At 42.4% G+C, this 25,734-nt stretch carries 16 protein-coding genes; 3 read left to right on the forward strand and 13 right to left on the reverse strand.

Going from position 1 to position 25,734, the window contains the following annotated elements; genetic code table 11:
* Window positions 1–41: 41 nt before the first annotated feature.
* From DUL71_RS12565 to DUL71_RS12610, 10 genes are all read right to left on the reverse strand, one after another.
* Entirely contained in the window at window positions 42–1,469 is a 1,428-nt protein-coding gene (locus DUL71_RS12565) for a hypothetical protein (RefSeq protein ID WP_114938374.1), read from the reverse strand.
* Between the two features lie 11 nt (window positions 1,470–1,480).
* Window positions 1,481–4,309, reverse strand: a complete 2,829-nt coding sequence (locus tag DUL71_RS12570; RefSeq protein WP_114938375.1) for a TonB-dependent receptor — start codon at window positions 4,307–4,309, stop codon at window positions 1,481–1,483.
* Between the two features lie 270 nt (window positions 4,310–4,579).
* Window positions 4,580–5,611, reverse strand: a complete 1,032-nt coding sequence (locus DUL71_RS12575) for a metallophosphoesterase (protein ID WP_114938376.1) — start codon at window positions 5,609–5,611, stop codon at window positions 4,580–4,582.
* Window positions 5,612–5,618: 7 nt separating this feature from the next.
* Entirely contained in the window at window positions 5,619–6,620 is a 1,002-nt protein-coding gene (locus DUL71_RS12580; protein ID WP_114938377.1) for a YncE family protein, read from the reverse strand.
* Between the two features lie 26 nt (window positions 6,621–6,646).
* Entirely contained in the window at window positions 6,647–7,855 is a 1,209-nt protein-coding gene (locus tag DUL71_RS12585; protein ID WP_114938378.1) for a right-handed parallel beta-helix repeat-containing protein, read from the reverse strand.
* Window positions 7,856–7,868: 13 nt separating this feature from the next.
* Complete coding sequence (locus tag DUL71_RS12590) at window positions 7,869–10,595, reverse strand: TonB-dependent receptor (RefSeq protein ID WP_114938379.1); 2,727 nt, start codon at window positions 10,593–10,595, stop codon at window positions 7,869–7,871.
* Between the two features lie 219 nt (window positions 10,596–10,814).
* Window positions 10,815–13,874, reverse strand: coding sequence for an efflux RND transporter permease subunit (locus DUL71_RS12595; RefSeq protein WP_114938380.1), 3,060 nt, complete (start codon window positions 13,872–13,874; stop codon window positions 10,815–10,817).
* Window positions 13,871–14,950, reverse strand: coding sequence for an efflux RND transporter periplasmic adaptor subunit (locus DUL71_RS12600; protein ID WP_114938381.1), 1,080 nt, complete (start codon window positions 14,948–14,950; stop codon window positions 13,871–13,873). Before DUL71_RS12600 ends, DUL71_RS12595 begins: the two co-directional genes overlap by 4 nt.
* Before the next feature lie 11 nt (window positions 14,951–14,961).
* A complete protein-coding gene (locus DUL71_RS12605) occupies window positions 14,962–16,341 on the reverse strand; it encodes a TolC family protein (RefSeq protein WP_114938382.1) in 1,380 nt (459 codons plus the stop codon).
* 149 nt (window positions 16,342–16,490) lie between these two features.
* On the reverse strand, window positions 16,491–17,102 hold the full coding sequence (locus tag DUL71_RS12610; RefSeq protein WP_114938383.1) for a TetR/AcrR family transcriptional regulator: 612 nt from the start codon (window positions 17,100–17,102) through the stop codon (window positions 16,491–16,493).
* Between the two features lie 568 nt (window positions 17,103–17,670).
* Between DUL71_RS12610 and DUL71_RS12615 the strand changes: the two genes are divergently transcribed.
* On the forward strand, window positions 17,671–19,095 hold the full coding sequence (locus tag DUL71_RS12615) for a pectate lyase family protein (RefSeq protein WP_114938384.1): 1,425 nt from the start codon (window positions 17,671–17,673) through the stop codon (window positions 19,093–19,095).
* A 97-nt stretch (window positions 19,096–19,192) separates the two neighbouring features.
* Here DUL71_RS12615 and DUL71_RS12620 read toward each other — a convergent pair whose 3' ends face one another.
* Together DUL71_RS12620 and DUL71_RS12625 are read right to left on the reverse strand one after the other, a co-directional pair.
* Entirely contained in the window at window positions 19,193–20,176 is a 984-nt protein-coding gene (locus DUL71_RS12620) for a hypothetical protein (protein ID WP_114938385.1), read from the reverse strand.
* A 3-nt stretch (window positions 20,177–20,179) separates the two neighbouring features.
* Window positions 20,180–21,610, reverse strand: coding sequence for an MBOAT family O-acyltransferase (locus tag DUL71_RS12625; RefSeq protein WP_114938386.1), 1,431 nt, complete (start codon window positions 21,608–21,610; stop codon window positions 20,180–20,182).
* A 276-nt stretch (window positions 21,611–21,886) separates the two neighbouring features.
* Between DUL71_RS12625 and DUL71_RS12630 the strand changes: the two genes are divergently transcribed.
* Together DUL71_RS12630 and DUL71_RS12635 are read left to right on the forward strand one after the other, a co-directional pair.
* Entirely contained in the window at window positions 21,887–23,449 is a 1,563-nt protein-coding gene (locus tag DUL71_RS12630) for a M20/M25/M40 family metallo-hydrolase (RefSeq protein WP_244228742.1), read from the forward strand.
* A gap of 7 nt (window positions 23,450–23,456) precedes the next feature.
* Complete coding sequence (locus DUL71_RS12635) at window positions 23,457–24,551, forward strand: alginate lyase family protein (RefSeq protein WP_114938387.1); 1,095 nt, start codon at window positions 23,457–23,459, stop codon at window positions 24,549–24,551.
* 39 nt (window positions 24,552–24,590) lie between these two features.
* On the opposite strand, the gene DUL71_RS12640 is transcribed toward DUL71_RS12635, so the two are convergent.
* Entirely contained in the window at window positions 24,591–25,622 is a 1,032-nt protein-coding gene (locus DUL71_RS12640; protein ID WP_114938388.1) for a class I fructose-bisphosphate aldolase, read from the reverse strand.
* Window positions 25,623–25,734: the final 112 nt, after the last annotated feature.

The following is a 25,734-nucleotide window of genomic DNA, read 5'->3' on the forward strand; positions in this document are numbered from 1 at the left end:
GCCGGATCCCCCCGGCTATTCCAAAAGAATAAATATTGTTATTAGTGTTGATTTCCTGAGCCATTTAGCTGATATGCACCAAGATCGGTACCAGGTAAAGTTGCGTCTGATAAGCCATAGATTTTATCAAGCGGAACTGTAATCAACGGTTTAATAGTGGTATTACCTTTACCAATAAGCGACGAGCTGGCGAGCAAATGGAAGTTAAAATTCCCGATAGCGCTGTATTGGTATAATGGGTGACCAACCGTTGGAAGCGGAAAGTTCAGGAACATCGGATTATTTTTCTGTACTACATCGCTACCATCGTAAATAGAACCTAAAGTATAATTTGAAGGCAAGTATTTTGCTGATGTAGTAATTGACGGAATATCCGTGCTTTGCGGTTGTGTAATATAACCTGTTGGATAAAACTGGTTTGCCACACTTAAAGAATCGGCCCACTGGTAGTTATTTCCGTATGAAAGGTGCGCAACATCAGCAACAGGGCTGCCTACTACGCGATAGCCAAACTTACAGTTAATAGCTACGTTGTTATAATACATACCCGCTGCACCTTCTTCAAAGTTGATACAACCACCACGACCGCTTTGTACCTGGCGATAACCACCACTAACGAATGTATTATTGTACATTACGATATTGGTTTGAGGAGCACCTGTAGCCTGACCTTTGTTTGATGCTTTTTGTCCGTTGGTAGCAGTGCCCATAAACATATTGTAAGCCATGGTGCCAACAGTACCACCTTTAGCATTTAAACAGTCGCCACCGCTAACGCCATTTTTCTCAAAGGTATTTCTGAAGATGGCTATTTTACCAGCCGAGATACGGATCGGGTCATCTACCCCACCATACAACCAAGAATCTTCCATGATAAAGTTGCCGTTATAATTGGCAAACAAGATACTGTATTGATTGCCGGTACCTGAACCTGCAATGGTTGATGTAGCTTTTCCTTCTGTTAAACCGGCATACTCCACATGTGTCCACCTTAATACCAATAAATTACAGGTAGGCCCGCCGATGATACCTTTCCACTTGCCAGCATATGCAGGGTCGGCAGCAGCTGTAAGGCCACCCGGTGCGTCGTTTTTTACAATACCCGGTACGGTGATCCAGTTTGGCTGATCTTTTGAACCGTTACTTACTAAAGTTCCAAGTGCTATAAGGCTGCTTCCTACACCCATGTTTAGCCTGACACCAGGCTGCATTAACAAAGTGTCAGTTGGGTTGATCACCAGATCGCAACCGTCTTCAACGGTGTAGGTTTTACCACTAAGCATGGTACCTTTTACGGGGATTACTGTTGAACCACTTGAGCTGCATGAAAGCGGAGCCTTATCACTTACCGGGTTTGCAGCCGGCGGTGTATAGCTATAAATGTCCATGTGCTCACCTTTCCATTTCTGGCAACCGGAAAAAGCCGCTGCCATCAGGATACAAATAACTGGGATTATATATTTTTTCATCGTTGCGTTTATTATAATTTATACCTGAAACCACCAAGGAATAGTGTTTTGTAATAGTCGCTTTTAACAAGCGTTTGCCCGGCAATATCTTGTTTGCCTAAAAACTCCTGTTGTTTTGCGTCAAGACTGCCATGCGGATATTTTAAATAGATTTTGCCGCCCGTGTTGGTGATGTTATTAATCTTGCCATAGAAAGACAGCTTTTTGGCGATAGTTTTTTCGAAAGAAAAATCTAACTGATTATAAGCATGCTGATAAAAGTCGAGATTGTAATAAGGTGATACCTGCGACAGACGTTCTCCGGTATAAACAAAGGCCAGCTGCATATCCAAACCTAACTTCGCGCTTTTGTACAGTACAGATGCATTACCCACATGGTCTGCTTGCCCTTGCAGCGGACGTGTTTCGCTCACATTAGTTTGGTGTAAGCCCGAAGTAGCATCATTTGAATAAAGTAGTTTATCGGTAGTTATCCTTGAGTGGATATAAGTATAGTTAATTGAGAAGCCTATCACACCAAAGAATTTAGTAGCCAAAGCTTCAAAACCATAGTTGGTAGCGTTACCCGGATCATTTTGAGGCTTAATAACCTGATCACTCGGGCCACCATTACGCACTACAAAGTATTCAATAGGATTATAGATCTTTTTGTAGAACGAACCTAACAATAACTGATCGGCACCACCCGGGAAAAACTCATAACGCACGTCATAATTATCAGCGGTGATGTGTTTTAAGTATGGGTTACCAACCTGATCATAATACTCGCCGGTAACTTTATATGGCACTTGTTCGCCAAAGCCCGGACGGCTGATTGCCGCGAAATATGATGCACGGATATTTTGATTATCTGTTAACTGGTATCTTAAGTGGATACTTGGTAAAACATCGGTGTATTTGATGTTACCACTCCTTTGTGTAACCGTTTCAGGTGATTGAGTAGCATAAGTTAAATCAGTATTTTCGATACGAACGCCACCTAATACTTGTAGTTTAGGGAACAGATCAAACTTAACCTGTAAATACTCGGCATTATCATTTTCCCTTACATGGTAGTTATTTTGCAGATCGGGGTTGTTAGCACCGATACCATCGGCAGCCGAATTGAACGCAAAAGGAATAGCATTGAAATTATTATTGAATAAAGTTGATTTACCACCGGTTAATGAATAAGTGATATAATCAGCATCCCTAACTTTATGACGATATAAACCACCTGTCGAAAACTCAACATATTTACCGGCAATTTTTGGAGTATAAATCAGATTGGCATATCCCGCAATGTCTTTATCCCTATTATTTTCCCAATGATGATCTAACTGGGTATTGTTATCAACCTCGGCAGTAACTGCTCCCGAATTATTCAGGGTTTTATTAGCATCATAGAAAAACTCGGTCCTGTCCGGCTGGTGCCTGGTAGCTTGTGAATATACCCCATCCCAACTTACTCGCCATTGACTACCAAGCAAGTGCTCACCATGTAAAGTTGAGTTATAGATATTTTGCCTGGTTAACATGCTCCTGTTTGAGATCGTGATCTGTTTACTTAAACCGGTTGAGTTTAAGCCCAACCCCAGTGTATCAGAAGTAAAGCGCGATTCAAATTCGCTTTGATGGATATAGAGGTTATATAACGAGATTTTATTTTTGCCATTAATCGCGTAATCTATTTTGTTGTGGATACCTATACGTTCTGTCTGGGTAGAATAGGTACGGTCATAAGCATCAGAAAACTGCGGCGAGTTTGGCAGCGGAATAGCCGATGGCTGCGCGTTTGGTGTAAGCTGCTTTGAGTTAGAGCCGCGGTATATATTCTGGTAACTTGCAGATACAATAACGCCTAATTTTTTATTCAAAAACCTATCGCCGATGGTAATACCGGCTGTTGAGCTAAATGGAGCCGAAATATTTTTATCGCTTGTAAGCGCTTTATTACTAAAATCGGCATAAGTAGCAGCATAGCTGTTGCCGTTAATAGCTGCCGGAGATTTACTGTTAGGAGATGGGCTGAAACCAACAAACGGTCGGCCTGACGAAAACAATGTAGAAAAACCACCCGATACGTTGGCGCTAAAAACAAATTGGCTTGGAGCGCTTTTCATCACCAGGTTCATCACACCGCCAATAGCGTCGCCTTCCATACTTGGGGTAAGCGCTTTGATCACTTCAAGCCTTTCCAACATTTCTGAAGGGAATATATCCATCGGCACAAAACGGTACTGAGGATCCGGACTTGGTATTTTAATACCGTTTACCAGTGTTGAGTTGTAACGCTGGTCCATCCCCCTGATAATAGCGTAACGACCTTCGCCGCTTGCAGAGCGCTGAATAACTACACCGCTAACACGCTGCAAGGCATTGGCCACGGTAACATCGGGCAATAGTTTAATTGCGTTTGCCGAAAGTACATTGATAACCATCGGTGCGTTTTTTTCAATGCTGCGTACAGCATGATCAGATTCTTTGTTGGCTTCGCCCTTAACCTGTATTTCGGTCATTTGCATACTGGCATCCTCCAATAGGATGTTTACTGTAACTACGTCACTGGCTGATGTGATATTACCTTCACTAACTTTAGATGAGGTATAACCAACATAGTTTGCCTGTACTTTGTATGGGCCGTTTTTTAATTTTTTGAAACTATAGGCACCATTAAGGTTAACCGCAACAAACTTGCTAACCCCATCCTGGGTTAAATGCACGGTTGCTCCGGTAAGGGGTTCGCCGGTTTTAGCATCGGTTACCTTTCCCCTTATGGTTTGGGCCATAGTTGTAAAGGAAAATAGCAGGCATATTGAGAATAATAGCAATAACCTGTTAAGAAAGTAAGGGTGTTTCATGAACAACGGGTTTAATTTTCCGCAAAGAAACCCGCTGAAAACTGGAGAAAAATTGAATAAAGAAGTCTAAGAATAATACATAACCGAAACTTAACATACACTTAATAATGCAGCGATTAAAGTGCTTCAAAAACCCATCTTATATTAAGGATTGGCAATCACGATAAATTATTATTGGTTATCAGGTTTACAGCTTACCGTTTGATAAGCTGTAAACCTAAATTGGAAAAAAACGGATTACACAAGGAAGCTCCTTGTGTAAATTCAGTTCTATTTAGTAAGCTCGGTTTGGTAAAGCACCTCTCCCTGGTAATTTATCGCCCTTACGTTTAACCGTTTCTCATCTATAGCAAAATACATAAAGCCATGCTCTGACGCCTGGAAACGGCTATAGGAAACACCTGCTGTAACTTTGGTGAGCTCAGAACCTGCGCCTGAAATAAACTGATGGGTAAAACCTTCAGGTTTCAGATGTTGTAACGAATGTTCATGTCCGGAAAGATAAACGTCAACTTTATGCTCTTCAAAAGTTTTGGTCAATGCTTTTCTCATGGTCAACGTATCATAGTTTTCGATACGGGGCCCTACAGAATAACAAGGATGATGACCGATCACGATTCTCCATTTCACATCGTCAGACGCATTCGCCAGCGTTTCATTAAGCCATTGCATTTGCTTTTCAACATACTGGGCCTGTGCTTCATGTAAAAAAGGATCTGTATCAATAAAGACCAGCAATGCTTTTGCTTTTGCCAGTTGCTTATTCTCTTTCGGTTCTTTTTTCACCACCTCGTCCTCTTTGTTTTTAGCTTTGTTCAGACTGATCTCTTTGGAGTAATACCGCGCCGGCATATTCCAGCGGCGGCTTATTTTGCTGTACCTGATCTGGGCGTCAACATCTGAATGATAATCGTGATTTCCAAAAACCGGGTACCAGTCGCATTGAAGTGAATGCGCGGTATAAATATTTTCGAACGAGTAATGCCATAAGGGATCAAATTCGCTGATAACACCTTTGGGATAAAAGTTATCTCCTACAGAAACTACAAAATCATTTGGATGCGCCGCTCCCCAAAGCCCCATCTGTTTACCAACTTCCAGCTGATCGTATTCGCCATTACGGCCCCAATCGCCCAGTGCCATAAAATGCAGGGAGTAATCATCTTTAATTGCAGGCAGTAATGTAAGTTCCTCACTTGTTAAATGAGTTACCCTGTCTGCTGCAAGGGCACCCAAAGGCGCAATAAGCGAAGCTCCTATTGCCGATAGTGCAGTATTTTTTACAAAATCTCTTCTTTTCATCCCAATATTATTGCTGACGGTAAACAAGTAGCTTAAATGTACCAGGCTTCATGGTTTTGGTTCCCTGTTCATAATCGGCAACCGGGAAATAAAGTTTATGTGTAGCCAGATCAATAGCCATGGTTTTAGCGCGATATTGTGTGGTTAAAGTTTGCACAGCGCTGTAAGTATCAGGGGCATTTTGTTTAAAGATACTGGCGGTTCCGTCGCCGTTTGAGGCTACCAGTATTTTTTGAGCCGGATCATACACAACGGCATCAACCCCAGCGCCAATCGGCAGTGTCTGGATCACTTTGCCTGTTGGGATATCAACTACGCTAAGCCCCTTGTTTTCGCGGCAAACGGTAAACAATTTTTGGTTCGCTTTATCCATTGCTATACCTGTAGGGCCGCCACAAGGGCTTAAGGTATAGTTTTTGGAGACCGTTAGTGTTTTTGTGTCGATTACGTTCAGGCTGCTTTTATCCTCCAGGTTGTTATATATGGTTCCTTTACCATCGGCAACAGCAAATTCAGGAGCGCCGCCCATATCAATTGATGCTACCTGTTTCATTGATACCGGATCAATTACACATGAACTGCTGCTATGCCCGTTAAACGTGAAGATCTTTTTTGAATAAGGATCAAAAATAATCGCGTCGGCACCCTTATGATCTAAGGGAATGTGGGTAATTACAGCCAATGTTTTGATATCAAACACAATAACTTCATCGGCTTTACCGTCGCTTATAAAGCCTTTATTAAGTTCATTATCAACAGCTATACCGTGCACACCCTTCATATTGCTGATTATACCTTTAACCGTTTCAGTTTTCAGGTCAACTACATTTACTTCAGTACCGTGTGACGCATACAAGGTATGATTGGGCTGATCGATAAATACGTAGTCGTAGCCGCCATCGCCGGGTAAAGCGATGGTTTTATCCAATACATAATTTTGAGCAGATGCCTTTGATAAACCTAAAAACAGGCCGGCATTTAAAAGAAAGAAAAACGCTATTTTTTTCATAATGATATTATATTAAATACTGATGCTTAATGTTTATTGCCTTTATCATCGCTGGTATAAGCACCCAGATCAAGATTGTATTGTGTGTTGCCCGCACTGAATGCCGGCGATGTACTCTGCAAACGGAAGTCATTGGTATTAGGATATCCGTTCGGTGCAGCCACCGTACCATCAAACTTTACAAACATTGGATCCTTATCCCCTATCTTTTTTGAGATCAGATCAGTAGACTGAGGTTTTCCCAAACCAGATGGAGGATAAAATCCATCCCTGATGTTGATCTTTAAAGTCGGATCTACCAAATCGGCATAAGTATCAACCGTGGCATAAAACAGGTTGTTACCATATGTGGTGTGGGCTATATCGCCGTCGTCAAATAATTCAATGCCATGGTAATCGTTAACAATAATATTATTGAAAATGTGGCCAATGGCATTTACACCAACAGAAACAGCACGCCCCGGCTCGGCCGAACCCCTTCGCCAGCCATTTGAAACCAGGGTGTTGTTGTACACATTTACTTCAGTTTGCGGAAAAGGCTTGCTCGAGCTGGTTTCGAGTTTTACACCTGAGCCTGCCTGGCTAAAAATTACGTTATAGGCTACATTACCGGTAACACCAGTTTTCAGGTTAATGCCCTCACCATCGGTACTACCCGATGAGCTGATGGTATTTCTTAAAATGGTTACTTTGGCACCGTTGCTCAGGGCCATTAAATCATCTTGCCCGTTGGTAAACCACGAATCTTCAATATCTACGTTGATGGGGGCTTTCACCTTCAGGGTGCCACGTGCGCTTCCGGAAGCATCGGGCCCGCCCGTGTTATCAACATGCGTCCAGATAATGGTTATGGCCTGTGCTGTATCACATTGAAAACCGCCCCAGGTACCGGGCTTATTCGAGTCAGAATTAAAGTATACCGGCTGGTCCTTTGTGCCTACCAGTTTTAAAACACCCTGAATATTAACCTGCGAATTGTTTTTCACAATAACGTTTGCACCGGGCTGAGCATAAAGTGTATCGCCTTTTTTTACCGTAACATCGGCAGTTATGGTATAAGTTTCGCCGGTTACTAAAGTACCTTTTACAAAGCCGCTGATATTACCGGGCTGTATAGGACTTGAAGTAGGAATCTTAATTTGAGTAAACGTAGTTAACTCAGCCTTTTTACAGCTATTAAAGGTAACAGTTGCAATAAAGCCAACTGCTAACATAAATATATATTTCACTTTCATGGATTTGATGCTTTTATAATGAATACCTGAAACCTAAATTGAAACTTACGTTGTACAAATCTTTTGATTGAACAAGATTATTAATCAGTACTGTTGTAGGTGTGTTAAGCAGGTTGTTCACTTTGGCTGTTAATACAAAATGCTTAGCCACCTGCTTTTCACCTGATAGCGCCAGGAACGATTGCGGCTGCTGATAGTAATCATATCCATAGTTTGGATAGATCAGCGACAGCGTTTTACTGGTATAGGTATAAGCTAACTGAACAAAAGCTTTTTGTTTATCATTTTTGTATAATAACGACAGGTTTAGCACATCGCCAGTTTGTCCCTGCAGGGGCCTGCTTTGCAATCTCGGAACGGAGGTAGAAACCCCATTTGCATCGGTAGAGGTATAAATTTTAGTAGTTTTTATGTTAGAGTAAGTATAGGTGTAGTTGCCTGATACACCAAGATCGCCAAAATACTTACTGTAAACTACCTCCGCGCCTGTAACCTTAGCCGTGCCAAAATTTTGTGGGGAAGTGTTAAGCTGGCCGTTTTGTGAATCATTTAAAGCAAACTCAATGGGGTTGGTGATGTTTTTATAAAAACCGCCAACAAACAATTGCTGTTCTTTACCCGGAAAAAGTTCATACCGAATATCATAATTATCTGCTTCGGTGTGTTTTACAAGCGGATTACCGGTAACATCGGTACTTTCGCCAAGGGTTGGGGTTGGCACCAGCTCATATAATGCGGGGCGTGCTATCGATTTAAAATAAGATGCCCTTAAGTTTGAATTTTCGGTTAGCTTATATTTTAACTGAACACTTGGTAAAACATCTGTGTAAGTCTTTTTCGCATTACTGCGGATATCCAAAACAACAGGATGAGTATCATATCCTTGTTTAGTACCTTCAACACGTACACCACCGATAACCGCTAAATTATCCAGTACAAGTTTAACTTCACCATAGCCGGCAGTTATATCTTCATAAGCCGTGTAATTGGTTTTATCGCTTTGATCGGTACCTGTTTGATTGTACACCACAAAATTGGCCGAATATATATCGGTAAAGCCGCTTTTGCCGCCATTGGCGGTTGCTGCCGGTCGTAAGATGTATTCGTTTTGATGGTTATAGCGCGTACTATGCCTGTAAAGACCACCGGCTTTTAGTTCGATAGCACTTTTCTCGCCCAGACCTGTTTTGTACCCGATATTGGCCATAGCGCTGAGGTCTTTATTACCGCTTTTTTGCCAGATCCTTGATATATTATCAAAATAATCCGGAGTACTTGTAAAATCGGGGTTAATTAAATGGTTGATAGATATGTCGGCCCTGTCTGGCGCGTTTTGGGTAGCATTACTGTAAACACCCGCCCAATCAAAAAGGAAATGTTTTTCAATAACATGTTTACCGCTCAGTTTAAGATTTTCAACATACTGATTCTGTATGTTTGACCGGTTATCGTTAAAAACGGTACCTGTACCTGGCCCTATCCTGCCGCCGTTGCCTCCTAATATCGAGGTATCGATACTTAAACGCGTTTGTGCAAGATGAGTATAAAGGAAAACGTTATCAACGCTTACCTTGTTATTATCATCAAACTTATAATCAAGATGAGCGGAAAGCCCATTATTCAATTGTTGGGTTGAATAAGTCCGGTTAGCTACATCGGCAATAACCGGCTGAAAGTTTTTACCATCCCTGATATCGGGCTGAGCTACGTTAAATTCTGAATTTGTTCCGTAAAACTGATTTTGGTAACTATCGGCAATAATAAACCCTAATTTATTTTTAAGGAACCTGCGGCCGTAAGTAAAACCGAGTAATGCGGTCGGTGGGGCATTCTTTTTGGTAAAGTCAAGGTTAGCCCTTGAAAAATAGCCCGGAGGAGCGTTATAAGCAGTTCCGAACCTTTCAGTCGGACTTTTACTTTGCACCGCGCCATGATAAAAATCATCAAACCTCCGGTTAAAGAAAATGGCACTGTAACCTATAGAACCGTTTGCCTTGAAATACTCGTACTCGGGCGCATCTTTAAAAACCAGGTTCACGGTTCCGCCTATTGCATCGCCTTCCATTTCTGGCGTAAGACTTTTGCTTACTTCTACACTTTCCAGCAGATCTGAAGGAACTATGCTTAATGAAATAAACCGCGAAACAGGATCGGGACTGGTTACTTTAACACCATTAACTAGGGTATTGTTATAACGAGGCTCCAACCCTCTGATAATAGCATATGCTTCGTCCGAGCCGCTATTACGCTGGATGGTTACCGCAGAAACGCGTTGCAGGGCGTTTGCAGCATTAATATCCGGCGACCTTTGCATGGCCTGTGCAGACAGTACGTTAATAATATTGTCTGCCTTATTTTCCTTACGGCGGGATGATGATTCTGACTCGGCGTTGGTTGTTCCGTAAACTTTAACCGTTTTAAGCTCTTCCGGCTTTTCCGAAAGCGGAATATTCATTACAGCTACCTTGCCGGCCGTAATGGTAACATCCTGCTTGTACTCAGTATAGCCTATATATTTTACTTTAAGCTTGTACTGCCCGGCATCAACACCGGTGATAGCATAATTACCAAATGCATCGGTAACCGCACCTCCGTTCTTATTATCAAAATGGACAAAGGCGCCACTTAAAGGCTCTTTTGTTTGCGCATCAATTATTTGTCCTTTTATCCCCCCTGTTTGTGCAGAGGCAACAGTTGTGAATAAGGTTAACAGGAATAACAGGTAAATTTTATTGATCATAGGGCACGTGTTTTTTGCCAAAACACCGTGCTAAATCTGGAGTAATACTGAATTAATGGGCCTTTACAAAATCGTTAATCAACTGATAACCATACATTAACATTAGCAATACTAATTATCGGTTTTGTGGGTATTTTAAACACATATTGAGAATATGCAGTTAACAAATTACACAACCCCGGCAGCATTTTAATTAGCTGCCGGGGTTTAATGACCTTATTAAGCTGTTTGCTCATCGGCCGTAATAGCCGGCGGAATCAACTCATAAACTATCGGCGTTACTATCCTTGATAATAAGGTAGAGCTGATTAGCCCTCCTATCAGCACAATGGCTAATGGTGATATTAATGGATTGGTTGAAATGGCTATCGGGATTAAACCTCCTATAGCTGTAAGAGAAGTTAGCACGATTGGTAAAAAGCGCACTTCCCCCGCTTCGCGGATGGCTTCCTGCAGGCTTCGGCCTTGCTGCCGCAACTGGTTAGTAAAGTCAACCAGCAAAATGGTATTCTTAACCTCGATACCGGCCAGTGCTATCAAACCTATAATGGCCACAAACGAAAGCGAGTTACCTGTAACCCAAAGCGCTACGGCAGCCCCTACTACCCCAAGCGGAATAACCGAAAGGATGATAAGCGTACTTTTAAAGGTTTTAAATAATAACACCAGCACAGCCACAAATACAAACACGGTTACCAGGATAATGCTCATGAAACCGCCAAAGGAGTTATTTCTGGATTCAACCTCGCCGCCCATTTCATAGCTATATCCCGGCGGCAATTTCAGCTTATCCATTTTTTGTGTTACGTCATCAATCACCCGGCTTACCAGAAAGCTTTTTTGTACATTGGCCTGTACCGATACTACACGCTTTTTTTCCTGATGATTAATAACCGCCGGCGATGCTTCCAATTGCAGGTTTGCCACCTGGTTAAGCGGTAACGCGCTACCTTGAGTATTGTTCACATACAAATTGCGGAAAGCATCCATGCTTGGGCGACCTTCTTTAATCCGCGTAAGCAAAACGGTATAGCCATACTTATTATCATTATTATAGTAAGTGCCCATGTCGAGCCCGGTAACGGCCAATCTTGCAATTTGATCAACAGCTAAAGAGTTAACGCCTAATTGCTGCGCTTTTTCTTTGTTTACCGCTATGCGGATGTCGCTTTTCAGCAAACTTACCGGGTTATTTACATACATGGTACCCGCAGTTTGGTGCAGCAGTTTTTCAACTTTGAGTGAATAGGCACGTAGGGTATCCAGGTTATCGCCAAATAAACGCACTTCTATCGGCGCTACCACAGGTGGGCCTTGTTCAAAGTTTTTCACCTCTACCTTAGCACCAGGATAATGCGCCCAGCGGTTTTGTAATTTCTGGATGAGAGCAAGCTTTTCGTCGGGCCGGGTATCATTATCAAGCTGTACAAACAGCTGCGCGAAATCGCTGCGGTTATTTTCGGCAACTACATTGTAATAGATCCTTGGGTTACCATGGCCAACGTTAGTAGCATAGTATTTAATAAGCGGCTCTTGTTTTAACTGTTTTTCTATCTGCCGGGTAACCGTATCGGTATATGGCAGGTTAGATTGGTTAGGCGTGGTAATATTGATCAGGAACTGCGGTTTTTCTGATGATGGAAACAAACTAAAGCCAATCACTCCGAACAAATAAACAGAAGCCGTAAATAGCACAACCGCAACGCCAATTGTTAAAAACGGCTTTTGCAAAGCTTTATCCAGCAAACGGGCATAACTGCCATGAATCAACTTTTTCAATCCACGCATGATCAGGTTGCCATCCGGGTGACCGGTATGATTTTTAAGCAAACGGCTTGATAAGAATGGGATAAAAGTTAAGGACACCAGCATTGATGCCAATACACAGAATATTACGGCTAATGGTAAGCACCTAATGAAATCGCCGGAACCTTCGGGTAAAAACACCAGCGGCATAAAGGCAATAATCAGGATAACCGTACAACCAACAACAGCTTTACCAATTTGCCCGGTGGCTTTCAAAGTAGCTTCAAGCCGGCTGTGGCCTTCCAGCATCCAGCGTTCAATGTTTTCGACCACCACAATACTATCATCAACCAAAAGCCCAAGCGCCACCACCAGGCCTACAATACTCAACTGGTTAAGGTTAAAGCCAAAAAGCTGCAGCAATACAATACCTATGGCCAATGAAAGCGGGATAGAGATCATCACAATAATTGCCGGGCGAAACCCTAACGGCATCAACGTAACGGCTACCAATAAAATAGCGATTATAAAATCGTGACTTAAGCCGGTCAAACGCCTGTTCACGTTATCGGCCTGATCAAAGTTTTGAACAAGGTCGATATTGGCCGGTAGCAACTTTTTGAAGCCCGTGAGTACCTTACTGTAATCGGCCTGGGTTTTATTGATATTTTCGCCATCTTTTTGAGCGGCCACTACAAATACACAACGATGCCCGTTAAGGCGGGTGATATGCTTTTCTTCACCATAACCATAGTACACATGGGCAACATCTTTTAACAGTATATTTTTACCGTTAGCTGCATATACCACAGTGCTATTTACAGCATCCAGCGTACGGTAATCATTACTTTTAATGTTGAAGGTTAAATGCGCGGCATCAATACTACCACCGGGAATACTGGCCATTTCGCTATGCAAACTATTTACAACAGCGCCAACCGGTAAGTGCATTTGCGCCATTTTTTCCAGGTCGAGTTCAACGCGTACCTGCTGACCTGGCAAACCATAAATAGATACTTGCTTAAGTGACGATACTTTCTCCAGCTCGTCTTGTAATTTTTCGGCAAAATGCTGCAGCTGACTGCGAGCCGCGTTTTCTGATACCAGCGCCACCTGCAACACATTTACATCAGTAGGTTGCTGCTTCTGGATCTCAATACCGGCTACGTCTGTTGGCAGCTCGCTTCGCTTATTGTTTACCTCGCGAACTATTTCCTGGTATTTGGAGTCGATATTGCTGCTGTATTTATATTCAACCCTCAACACAGCTACACCGTTGGATATCGTAGTGCGGATCCGCTTAATATCATCAAGGCTGCCTATAGTTTTCTCCAACGGCGTTACTACCCTATCCTCAATATCCCGTGGACTTGTGCCCGGATAATTAACAATAACCAGGAACGATGGTGGGTGCATTTCCGGATCTTCCGAACGGGGCATGTTGAGCATGGTGGTTATCCCTAAAGCTATGATCATGATAAAGATCACGAGGGTAAACTGGCTGTTTTTCACAGCATAATCTGAGATCCTCATCTGGCCGCGGTTTTAGGTGATTGAACTGTGATGGCACTGTTATCTGTGAGATATGCCGAACCGGATATGATCAGTGATTTTGCATTTGCCAATCCGCTGCTGATGGTTACCGTATTTTTATCAATACCTGCAACTGTTACCTTTACTTTATGCGCGGTTTTATTATCATCGGTTACAAATACATAACCACTGTTACCGTCGCCGTCTAATAACGCGTCATAAGGAATTTGCCAGGTGCCATTTTCGGCAGTTGCAGGGCGGGCAGGTGTTATTGTTGCTTTTCCAAACATACCCGCTGCTATGGCCTGCGGCTTTTTACCTGTGATGGTAATATCAGCACTAAAAGTACCTGTGGCGGCATCAACCCCTTCCGATTTGCGGGTTACTACGCCTTGCAATATCTGTCCGGCCATTGCCGTGGTTTGAATAGTTGCCTTATCATTAAGTTGCAATACGGCCCACTGGCTATCACTTATACCTACGCGCAACATCCACTTACCGGATTCGGCTCCGTTGGTTTGCAAAACAGCCGTTCCCGCGGTAACCTGTTGACCTATATTAGCCAGCTTATGCAAAATAAAACCATCCTTAGGTGCACGGATCTCCGAATACAGGCGGTTAAATGTTGCCGTTTTTAACTGTTGCTGCGCCTGCTGTAAGGTGGTTTTACTGTTTTGCAGTTGCTCAAGCGTAGCTACACTGTCTTTATAAAGGTTTTGGGTACGCTCATAATCGCGCTGTGCTTTTTCGGTTGTAAGCGTTGCCTGTTGTACCTGCGCGTTAATTTCGGTCGGGTTAAGCGTTGCCAATAACTGCCCTCTTTTTACGGCATCGCCTTCTTTCACATTCAAGCCGCTAATGATACCGCCAATTTTAAAGGAGAGCATCACCTCATCATCGGTAGTGAACTGTCCGGATACCGCCATCGGGGCGTTGTTGCTTTGCTGTGTCAGTTGCATAACCTGTACGGGGATGGTATCGGCCCCACCTTGGTTACTAACCGCGGCGGGGTGCGATTTGCAGGCATATATAAATGGTATGCACAGCAATAAACCGGTGTATTTAATTTTTTTCATGTCTATCTGTTTTAGTTGGAGTTGTTAATTGGATAAGTAGCCTGTTGACGTTCGAGCTCGGCGAGAGAGATCTGAAGATTGGCCTGCGCGCCGGCCATTTGCAAGCGTGCCCCCGTTAGCTGGTCCTGGGCATCTACCAGTTCAAGGTAAAGAAGCTGCCCGGCGCGGTAGGCCTTTAACTGATCATTATAATATTTAGCGGCAAACTGAAGTTGCGCGGTAACGCTTTTATAAGCGGCTTTGGCCGATTGGTAGTTATGATAAGCCTGATCGAGCTGTAACTGTAAAGATTGCTCTGTTTGGTCAAGCTGGGCGGTAGCTGCATTATAATTAGCCTTTGATTGTTCGGCTTTATACTTACGCTGCCCGCCGGTAAAAATATCCCATTGCAGGTTTACGCCCCACAAATAGTAGCGGGTTTTATTGTTCACGTTAAAATCAAAACCCTGCGAACCCAGATCGATAAAGGTATTGAGCTTAGGGATAAAACCCGAACGCTGCAATTTATAATCGAGCGTATAAACCTGCTGCAGTGTACGCAACTGTTTTAATTCCTCACGTTGTTTTGTACCTGCCGAGGTATCGGGAGCGGCAATAATATCTGCAATAGCTTCAGGTTCAACAATAATGGTATCTTGTAAAGAACGGTTGAGTAAAAAATTAAAATATGATTTGGCGTTTTGTGTACTATGCTGTGCCTGAATCAGGGCTGCGTTTGTTTTTTCCTTTTCAGTTTGAGAGCGTAGCAAGGCTGTTCCGTTTCGGACGCCATTGCGCAGCATGCTCTCATTTTCGCGAATGTTTTCTTTGATTAGGGTCATTGCGCTGTTATAGGTTGCAATGCTTTGCAGCGATTGATAATACCGGTAATAAGCCGTTTTAATATCTTTTACCAGGGCCCTTTTGTAAACATTTACCGCGGCCTGCTGACTGGTAATCAATTGCTGTTTGATCAGTTTGTTGTACCTGATTTCGGCATTGATCAACGGCAATGATGTCCGGACTTTGGCATCATAGAAATTATCCGGGTTAAGCAAAAAGGACTCATTTTTTAACTGAGGAAATTTGTTGGAGTTGGTTAGCTGGTTTAATGCCGTATAAACCGGATTTACCAAATCACCTACCGGAACATCAATAGTACGCCCGCCCGATGATTTTGTATAACTGCTGAGCAAACTCACCGTAGGCAGGTACATCGACTGCGCTTCTTTCAAAGCAGCCATGGCTCTATCTAAATCAAACTGCTGCTCTTTTAATCCCTGGTTTTGAGCAAATGCAGTAGCGATATAATCATCAAGCTGTTTATGGCTGCTTTGCCCCCACGTGCCTATTGCAAGCAACATGTATATCGCTATAATGGGGATTGACTTTATTTTGAACGATGTATACATAATGAACAATGTTTAGTATAAGAGTAAAAAAAATTATTTGACAGAACTATATTCAGCAACATTGCATTAAATGATGTCGGCTGAACTAATATTTTTTATTACCAATTGTTTAACAAATGAACAGTGTTTAGTAATAGATTAAATTTTTTTTAAATTGTTACAGCAGCTAAATAATCTTCCATTGATTTAATTAAAATTTCAGGTATGGCTTCTTCCGGCTGATCCATGATCTTTAACCGGCAACGCAGATTTAGCGATACCAGGCCATGTGCCGTTGACCAGATCAACAACGAAGCCTGGTGTAAATCTGTTAAACGAAGCAAATTTCTGCTGATGCAATCATTAAGACAATCAACCAGGAAAGCAAAGCAGTTACCACCGTTAGCCTTATGAATTTCCTCATCTACGTTCATTGGCGCCCGTATAATGAACATCAAATCATAAAGCTCCGGGTTTTGGAGACCAAAGTTAATATATGCCCTGCCCACCTGCCTTAGCTTTTCAAGCGGATCGGTACTGGTAGCTTCCCTTTTAAAAACCTCCAGCAACTGACCATATGCCTTGCCCTGCACTTCGTATAAAAGCTCGTCCTTATCTTTAAAATACAGATATATAGTACCGGGGCTGTATTCTATAGCCTCAGCAATACTACGGATGGATGTTTTGGCGTAACCATCTTCCAGGAACATCTTCATGGCAGTAGCCCTGATGAGCTCCTTCATTTCTGTTTTTTCCCGTTCCTTTCTGTCAGTTACTCCCATAGTTAATTAAGTACATCACAAATGTAATGAACAGTGTTCATTAATTGCAAACTAAAATTCCATTTGACATTTTGAAAACAAAAACTTATATTAAGCAATAAAAACAAAACACTAACTATCTTGTTATCAACTATAAACCAACCTTATTACACAAAATTGGATTATTCATCCGTTCAAAATTCAGCACAAAAAAATATGAAGATGCTAAAATCCAATATCGTGAATTAAGAATATAATAATTTTTAGACCTAACATTAAGAATTTGTAAAGCAATTTTCACAGGCAAGCGTGTTAATTGTAAGTTAAAAAACACGAGATAAAACTCAGACTTCAAGCCCCAAACAACGAAAATTTAGTTTTCGTGTGAGATTAAATTGTCATAGAAATGTCACGAAGTGTGCAATTCTTTACAACTGCATACTTTACAAATACACACCATTTTATACGTTTAAACAACAGAATGGAAGCTTTTGAACTATCTAAGCTTTTAGTCTATATCTTTATCTAAAAATCAACGGTAATTTTTAATATAAGACCACGTTTCGAGGGCTTAATTAAAAATTATAACATGCAAAAAACAAAATCTTTAAACAAAATGACATTTGGCAGTTTGGCATTGAGTACGCTTCTTCTCATCGGGAGTTGCTCCAAAAATGCAGACAAACCAGTAACCGTTCCAATTAATGATTTAAATGCCAGTCAAAGCCTGGCGACAACAGCCACAACACCCACCGTTTACACGATGGACGTTTCTTCGATCAGGAAAGATGAAGGCTACGCTTACAAAGTTAGCCCTATTCCTGTAGACGGAGATTCAAACACAGCGCCAACCGCTTCAACGCTTAAAGTTTATGAAAACGGCGTTGCATTAGGTCCGGCCCACTCGGTTCACACTGACATCAGGGATCTTGGTAAAGGTCGCTTCAGTCACTGGGCCAACGGATTGTACTTTTCAACTTCTGACAACAGCAGCCCTCTGACAAACGGAAGAAAGTACACCTACACTCTTACCGGTACCGCAAGCAGCGGTTCAAGTTCTTCAACAGCTCCTGCTACAGGTTCTTCAACAGCTCCAGCCACCGGCTCTGTTTTAAGTACAGTATTAACCGGCTACGCTGCAGTTAACGGAACTACTACAGGCGGTAAAGGCGCAACTGCCGTTACTGTAAGCACACTTGCTGCGTTCAAATCTGCGGTAGCAGGCAATTCGCCCAAAATTGTCTATGTTTCCGGAACAATTAGCGGATCGGGTTTAACTCCTGTGTATGTTGGTTCAAATACCACCATCATCGGTAAAACCGGCGCTGTTATCCAGAGCCTGAACCTTTACCTGTTCACTGTAAGCAACATCATCATTCAAAACATTACGTTTAGAAATTACGTAACCGAATGTGGTATCTACGTTAAATTCCAATCACATCACGTTTGGATTGACCATTGCGATTTTGCTACAGACCGCAGCCATGGTTGGGATTACTGGGGTAAAGACATCGGCGTTGCCGAAGGTTCTGACTACGTAACCATTTCATGGAACAAATTCCATGACACCTATTTATCATTGCTTATTGGTTCAATATCAAGCGATGCTGTTGCAGCCAACACAGGCAAACTACACGTTACAATACACCACAACTACTGGTACAACGTGTCTGAAAGGGAACCTACTTTGGTATTCGGTAGCATTCACATGTACAACAACTACCACTTAAACAATGATGGTTACTCTATCGGTGCAAGGTACGGTGGCACAGTAAGAACAGATAATGAGTATTTCTCAGGCTGTAAAAAACCACTTACTACCAACTTAGATGGCGACCCTGTAGGTTACTTCAGCGGTACAACAACTAACGTTTATAATAATTGCGGTAAAAATGACATTACCTCATCTTTATCAACCTGGCTACCTTCGTACTCTTACAGCTCAGTACTTGATGCTGCTGCAAACGTTCCAACAGTAGTAACAGCAGGTGCTGGTGTTAAAGCAGTTAACTAATTAAATCATTCATCCCTGCTTAAGCAATTAAGCAAAAGGCCGCTTTATGGATCATCATAAAGCGGCCTTTTTTCTTGTTAGGTCTTGCGCTGTAGTATCAATTTAAAGAACCATGTATTTCGTTCTTACTCAAATATTGAACGTTAGCCTCAGGGTTCAATCTCTTCTTCATAAAAGCAGCGACGGTATCGGTATATAAATCGGCGCCCCGGCTATTTAAATGCGCCCTGTCTGAATAGTATTCGGGATTTTTAAAGTATGTATCGTTGGTAAAGTCATGAAAAATAACCTTGTTGCTGTTACAGATACTCTTCATTTTCAGATAGGAATTTTGTTGGGTATCGTCATTATACCTTGGCGATACAAAAACAAATAGCTGGATCTTTTTTTGCTTACATTCATTTATAAGCAAATTAAAGGCCGCCACATTATCGGCAGATATAGCGTCTGAATATGGCTTAAGCGCTGTATGAGTTGAAACCTTACTGGCATCCATTTTATTAGTCAAAGGATCAAATCCCATAACAGCATTTCCTGATGATAAAAAGTAATGCTGAAATATAGAAACCACCTGGCCGTTGTAGCGATAGGTTTGTAGATGGCTTTTTAACAGTTCCAGTTTACCTTTCTTTTCTATCATATTGCCAACAACATCCGATTGTTTTAAGTAAGGTAATAATATCGAAAGCCTGTTTTTTTCATCTTCCTTTTCGCTTAAAACATCACTGGTTACATCTAAAACAACCACCTTGGGGATATGGCGCTGCAACGCCAATTCAAATATTGCGGTGCTGTATAAAAGCCCCTCGCCATCTCTGCCCCCATTAAAACAACTTAGTTTCAGACTATCTTTTATAAGTGATGAGTTATAATGGTGCGACGCCCTTGAACTGCCCAAAACCAATACATCCTCGCTTAAATTATATACCACATGATTGGCTACGGCATATTCGCCCGAAGCCTGGTGGGTGAAAAAATAATAAAGGCAAGCGCCCGCTATCTGATCAACAGCTACAAAGGCCACAATCATCAACAACAGCCTAATAAAGAACTTATTGCTATTTTCTTTTAACCGTTTCATAATTTAAAACTGAAAATAAATGAATTGTCCGCCATCAAAAACCCCAAACAACAGGATGATAAAAATCAGCCCTAAATAAGAAGCCATGCGTACACCCCAGTTTTCATTATGCAGAAAGCGTAACGACCGGAGATTATACTCCTGCTTTAATTCGTAAAAGAACAGGGCGGCTATCGCCATAAAGTCATATAAAAAATAAGTAGGCTCACCTATAAAGAAACCTGATTTATAAACAAAAATCCCTTTTAGCAAACCCCAGGCCTGCTCCAAAGAAACGGCCCTAAAAAAGATCCAGCTTATAGTAACCAGGAAAATAGTAAAGGCTATATTTAAGAAATTGGCAAATCCCCCTTGGCCTAAGCCTAATTTATTAGCGGCGGCCGCCCTCCATTTTTGAGTCGCCATTCCGCAGATCAGATAAAAACCATGCAAAGCGCCCCATATAATAAATGTCCAGTTGGCACCATGCCACAGGCCGCTGATCATAAATACGGCAAATAAGTTAAAGTACAACCGGCTTTTACTAACCCGGTTGCCGCCTAAGGGGATATATACATAATCTTTAAACCAGGTTGAGAGTGAGATATGCCACCTGCTCCAAAACTCGCTGATGCTTTTGGCAAAATAAGGCCGTTTAAAATTCTCCATTAGTTTAAAGCCCATAACCCTTGCGCTGCCTATGGCAATATCCGAATAACCCGAAAAGTCGCAATAGATCTGTACGGCAAAAAACAATGAAGCCAGCACAATGGTGGCCGATCCGTGTTCGGGGTAATTGGCAAAAACAGTTTTTACATATATCGATAACCTATCGGCAACAACAACCTTTTTAAAAAAGCCTATCAGCATTCTTTTTAACCCTTCAGAAACATCAAGGGCGTTAAACTGATGGTATTCCTTAAACTGGTGCAACAAGTTTTGAGGCCGTTCAATTGGGCCTGCAACCAATTGCGGATAAAACATAACGTATAAGGCGTAGATCCCGAAATGGTGCTCGGCCTTTTGATGGCCACGATATACCTCAATGGTGTAGCTCATGGCCTGAAATGTGTGAAACGATAAGCCTATCGGCAGCAGGATCTGTAAAAACGGAATTGGGTTAGTGTATCCCATCCAGTATAATATTCCTGATAAATTAGCATTAAAAAAATTGAAGTACTTAAATACCGCCAGAACGCCAATGTTTGCCGTAAGACTTAGTATTAACAGCAGCTTTTTCTTTTTAGGGTCGGTAACTTTTTCAAGATAGATGCCGGCGATATAATCAATAATGATGGTAAAAAATAAAATGAGTATGTATATGGCCTTGAAGAACATATAAAAATAGCAGCTTGCAGCAAGCAGCAACATCCACCTGAATTTATGCGGTAACAGGAAGTACAAAACTGTCACCACCGGAAAAAAGAGAAGAAAAGTAAATGAGTTGAAAATCATTGTCAGGCACTTTTTGGTCAATTAAACCTACCTGAAAATAAAATGATATAAAATAGCATCGCATCAATCGTATATCATTGTGTAAAAAACAGGAAACAAACTTCACATTAGTGTTTTCACGCTTTTAAACATTCACAGGGGCGGTAAGTGTAAAGTTTTCCTTTCAGGAAAAAAAAGCTAAAAACTCAACTAACACTTTGCAATATTTATGTTACCAAGAAATATCCTTTTGGATAAAACGTATTACCTCCCCTGCTTTTTTATATTTTAGACCTTATGAAACATATTTACCATTATACCGGCAGCAGCCTTTGGAGTAAGGCGAGGCCATTTGTTTTGGGCATGTTGCTTTGCAGCGGCATAGCTTCGGCACAATCAAGCAACCCTGTTATCAACAGCATCATGACCGAAGAAACCTCCAACTCGCAGCTGGAAAAACTGGCGCGTGAGTTGTTTGATGGTATCGGTCCGCGTTTGGTTGGTACGCCACAAATGAAACAGGCTAATGACTGGGCAGTAGCTAAATATAAAAGCTGGGATATCCAGGCTAAAAACGAAAAATGGGGTGAATGGCGCGGTTGGGAACGAGGCGTTTCACATATCGATATGGTATCGCCACGGGTAAAATCATTGGAAGGCACCCAACTGGCCTGGAGCCCGGGCATGGGCAAAAAAACCACTACTGCCGAAGTGATCATTCTGCCGGATGTGGCCGATTCTGTAGCGTTTCAGCAATGGCTGCCTAATGTTAAAGGCAAGTTTGTAATGATCTCGATGCTGCAGCCAACAGGCAGACCCGATTATAACTGGCAGGAATTTGCGCTTAAAGAATCCTTTGATAAAATGAAGGCCGACCGTACCGCCCAGACCGATGCCTGGAAGAAACGTATCAGCAAAACCGGGTTTACCAATAAAACGCTTCCAGTGGCATTAGAAAATGCCGGAGCTGCAGGGATCCTGACCAATAACTGGTCGGCAGGTTTTGGGGTTGATAAAATCTTTGCCGCCTATACTAAAATTGTACCTACGGTTGATATCTCGTTAGAAGATTATGGCATGTTATACCGCCTGAGCGAATCAGGAAACAAACCGGTGATCAGCATTCATTGCGAATCAAAAGAACTGGGTGTGGTACCAACCTTTAATACCATTGCCGAGATCAAGGGCTCTGAAAAACCAAACGAATATGTAATGTTGAGCGCCCACTTTGACTCTTGGGATGGCGGCACAGGCGCAACGGATAACGGTACCGGCACGCTTACCATGATGGAGGCAATGCGCCTGCTGAAAAAATTCTATCCACACCCAAAGCGTACCATATTGGTAGGCCATTGGGGAAGCGAAGAAGAAGGACTGAACGGCTCACGCGCCTTTGTTGAGGATCATCCTGAAATTGTAAGTAACCTGCAGGCATTGTTTAACCAGGACAATGGTACTGGCCGTGTAGTGAACCTTACCGGTCAGGGCTTTGTTGAAGCTAAAGATTATTTAAGCAAATGGCTTGCCGCGGTGCCGGATACCATCAAAAACCGGATCAAAACCGTATTCCCGGGTCAGCCTGGTGGCGGTGGTTCTGACTTTGCTTCCTTTGTAGCCGTTGGCGCTCCTGGTTTTTCATTAAGTTCGCTAAACTGGTCGTACGGCTCATACACCTGGCATACCAACCGCGATACTTATGATAAAGTGGTATTCGACGATTTAAAAAACAACGCCATTTTAGCTGCTATCATGGCTTACATGGCCAGCGAAGACCCGCAAAAAACCGTTAATACCAAAACTGAAGGCATTAAATGGCCGGTGCAGACTAAAGCAACGCGCCGGGGCGGATTGGATAAGTAAGCTAAGGATGAGATATTATAAAATAAGCTTATTTGCATTTCTGCTGCTATTCGGCTTCAGCCTGAAGGCACAGGAAAACAATAAAACCAAATTTGTGCACCCTGGTATTTTAAATACCAGGGCCAGTTTGGACCTGATCAACGCACAGCTGAAAGCCGGTGATACCATGCGTACCGCCGCCTATCAAAAAGTGCTTGATTTTATTAAAGATCATGAGTACCCGGCTTCGTTTCCATCAACTATTGTAGTTGGTTCAAACGGCGCTACTTCGCCTTCAAAAACACAGATCAGGAAGGATTGCGAATTGGTTTACGCCTTCGCGCTTGCCTGGGCTGCTACAGCTAATGCGGATTATGCCCAAAAAGCCATTGGCTTGTTGAACGGCTGGGCTTATGCCTTTAAGGATTATGGCCTGCTGGCAGGAAAAACTAATCCCAACCAACCCGATCTTGAAGCGTCATGGACTACGCCAAGCTTTGTAGCTGCCGCCGAGATCATCAGGCATTACAAAGTAAAAGGCAAATCTGCCGGCTGGGCGGCTGCTGATATTGAGCAATTCAGCAAGTATCTTGTTACCGTAAAGGACAACTATATCAACAAGATCCCCGATTATAAAAACAATTGGGACGCATCGGCGGGTTATGCAAAAATGGCTATCGGTGTGTTTTTAAATCAGGATTCTGTTTATCGCGCAGGTTACAATTTGTTAGTGAAAGAATTACCAAATATTATCCAGCCGGATGGTACCTTGCCTGAGCTTTGTGTACGTAAAGATTGCGTGCATTATCAATACTCATTAGCAGCCTATACCTATGCGGCAGCGATTGCTAAAATACATGGCGATAACAGCCTATGGGAGATCGGTAATAAAAACATCAGCCTTGGCTATGATTTTATGCGCAAAGCTTACGAGCAAAAAACAGGCTGCGATTACTGTGACTTAAACAGCCGTATTTTTCCGGGAGTTGAGGTTGCCTATGGTTACTACGACACAGATAATTTAAAATATCTGCGGGGTTTGCAGGCACCTCTTGGTATTCCAATCGATAATACCTTTCTGGGTTTTACAACCTATACACATTACAAGGTTAAAGGATTATAAAACAGGAAAGCCGCCCTAAAAAGGCGGCTTTCCTGTTTGTTATGCTACCGGATGTTTTTCCAATTCCGGCGTATATTTACCATCTCGGGCTATGGTATTGATATGTGCCCTTTCGTAAAGTAATCTTTGTGCTTCCGCAATATTTTCATCATTGCCGCCCCATTTCTCAAGTGCTGGTTGTTGTACCGCGCGAGAATAAGAGAAAGTTAAAGCCCATGGCATTTTATCTTTGAAACGTACGTGCATGGCATTCAGACGCTCTGATGCCAATTCGGGAGATTGACCGCCTGATAGGAACGCGATGCCGGGAACAGAGGCCGGCACACAACGTAAAAAACAATTGATAGTGGCATCGGCTACAGCATCTGCACTATCCTGTTGCGCGGCTTTAATGCCCGGAACTATCATGTTAGGCTTCAATATCATACCCTCAAAATTCACCCTTTGCTGGTACAACTGGTTAAATACTGTATGTAAAACCTCGTTAGTTACATCGGCACAGGTTTTAAGCGAATGGTCGCCATCCATTAAAACTTCGGGCTCAACAATAGGCACAATGCCAACTTCCTGGCATATAATGGCATACCGGGCCAGCAGGAAGGCATTTGCTTTGATACTACCGCTTGTAGGCGTATTTTCACCTATAGTTATAACGGCACGCCATTTAGCAAAACGGGCACCCATTTTATAATATTCGGTCAAGCGTTCGTGCAAACCGTCAAGTCCCTCAGTTATTTTTTCACCAGGGAAGCCATCCATGTCCCGTGCGCTCTCATCTACCTTAATACCGGGGATGATTCCTTTTTCCTTAAGGATATCTACAAACAGTTTACCGCCAGTAGTGCTTTGCCTTATGGTTTCATCAAACAAAATGGCCCCGCTTATGGCTTCCTCCAGTTTTGGCGTGTTCACGATCAGGTCGCGGTATTTACGGCGGTATTCTTCGGTTTGCGGGATATTCAAGGCCTTGAAACGTTTGTTGCAGGTCGCGGTACTTTCGTCCATTGCCAACAGGCCTTTATTGCCGGCCATTAGCTGTTTTGCGATATCTTTCAGGTTTTGGAGTTCCATAAGTAATTTGCTTGATTGTTGCTGAATAACACAAGTTAATTCATACTTGTTTTAAGCAGCACAGGGAATATTACAGGTTTACTTATGTATGACTTTAGCGGATGAATTGATG

Source organism: Mucilaginibacter endophyticus (assembly GCF_003351025.1).
Taxonomy (GTDB): Bacteria; Bacteroidota; Bacteroidia; order Sphingobacteriales; family Sphingobacteriaceae; genus Mucilaginibacter; species Mucilaginibacter endophyticus.

Bases quoted from the DNA above. Each gene is read 5' to 3' on its own strand.
- DUL71_RS12565 (WP_114938374.1), bottom strand. From the start codon at position 1,469: ATGAAAAAATATATAATCCCAGTTATTTGTATCCTGATGGCAGCGGCT.
- DUL71_RS12570 (WP_114938375.1), bottom strand. From the start codon at position 4,309: ATGAAACACCCTTACTTTCTTAACAGGTTATTGCTATTATTCTCAATA.
- DUL71_RS12575 (WP_114938376.1), bottom strand. From the start codon at position 5,611: ATGAAAAGAAGAGATTTTGTAAAAAATACTGCACTATCGGCAATAGGA.
- DUL71_RS12580 (WP_114938377.1), bottom strand. From the start codon at position 6,620: ATGAAAAAAATAGCGTTTTTCTTTCTTTTAAATGCCGGCCTGTTTTTA.
- DUL71_RS12585 (WP_114938378.1), bottom strand. From the start codon at position 7,855: ATGAAAGTGAAATATATATTTATGTTAGCAGTTGGCTTTATTGCAACT.
- DUL71_RS12590 (WP_114938379.1), bottom strand. From the start codon at position 10,595: ATGATCAATAAAATTTACCTGTTATTCCTGTTAACCTTATTCACAACT.
- DUL71_RS12595 (WP_114938380.1), bottom strand. From the start codon at position 13,874: ATGAGGATCTCAGATTATGCTGTGAAAAACAGCCAGTTTACCCTCGTG.
- DUL71_RS12600 (WP_114938381.1), bottom strand. From the start codon at position 14,950: ATGAAAAAAATTAAATACACCGGTTTATTGCTGTGCATACCATTTATA.
- DUL71_RS12605 (WP_114938382.1), bottom strand. From the start codon at position 16,341: ATGTATACATCGTTCAAAATAAAGTCAATCCCCATTATAGCGATATAC.
- DUL71_RS12610 (WP_114938383.1), bottom strand. From the start codon at position 17,102: ATGGGAGTAACTGACAGAAAGGAACGGGAAAAAACAGAAATGAAGGAG.
- DUL71_RS12615 (WP_114938384.1), top strand. From the start codon at position 17,671: ATGCAAAAAACAAAATCTTTAAACAAAATGACATTTGGCAGTTTGGCA.
- DUL71_RS12620 (WP_114938385.1), bottom strand. From the start codon at position 20,176: ATGAAACGGTTAAAAGAAAATAGCAATAAGTTCTTTATTAGGCTGTTG.
- DUL71_RS12625 (WP_114938386.1), bottom strand. From the start codon at position 21,610: ATGATTTTCAACTCATTTACTTTTCTTCTCTTTTTTCCGGTGGTGACA.
- DUL71_RS12630 (WP_244228742.1), top strand. From the start codon at position 21,887: ATGAAACATATTTACCATTATACCGGCAGCAGCCTTTGGAGTAAGGCG.
- DUL71_RS12635 (WP_114938387.1), top strand. From the start codon at position 23,457: ATGAGATATTATAAAATAAGCTTATTTGCATTTCTGCTGCTATTCGGC.
- DUL71_RS12640 (WP_114938388.1), bottom strand. From the start codon at position 25,622: ATGGAACTCCAAAACCTGAAAGATATCGCAAAACAGCTAATGGCCGGC.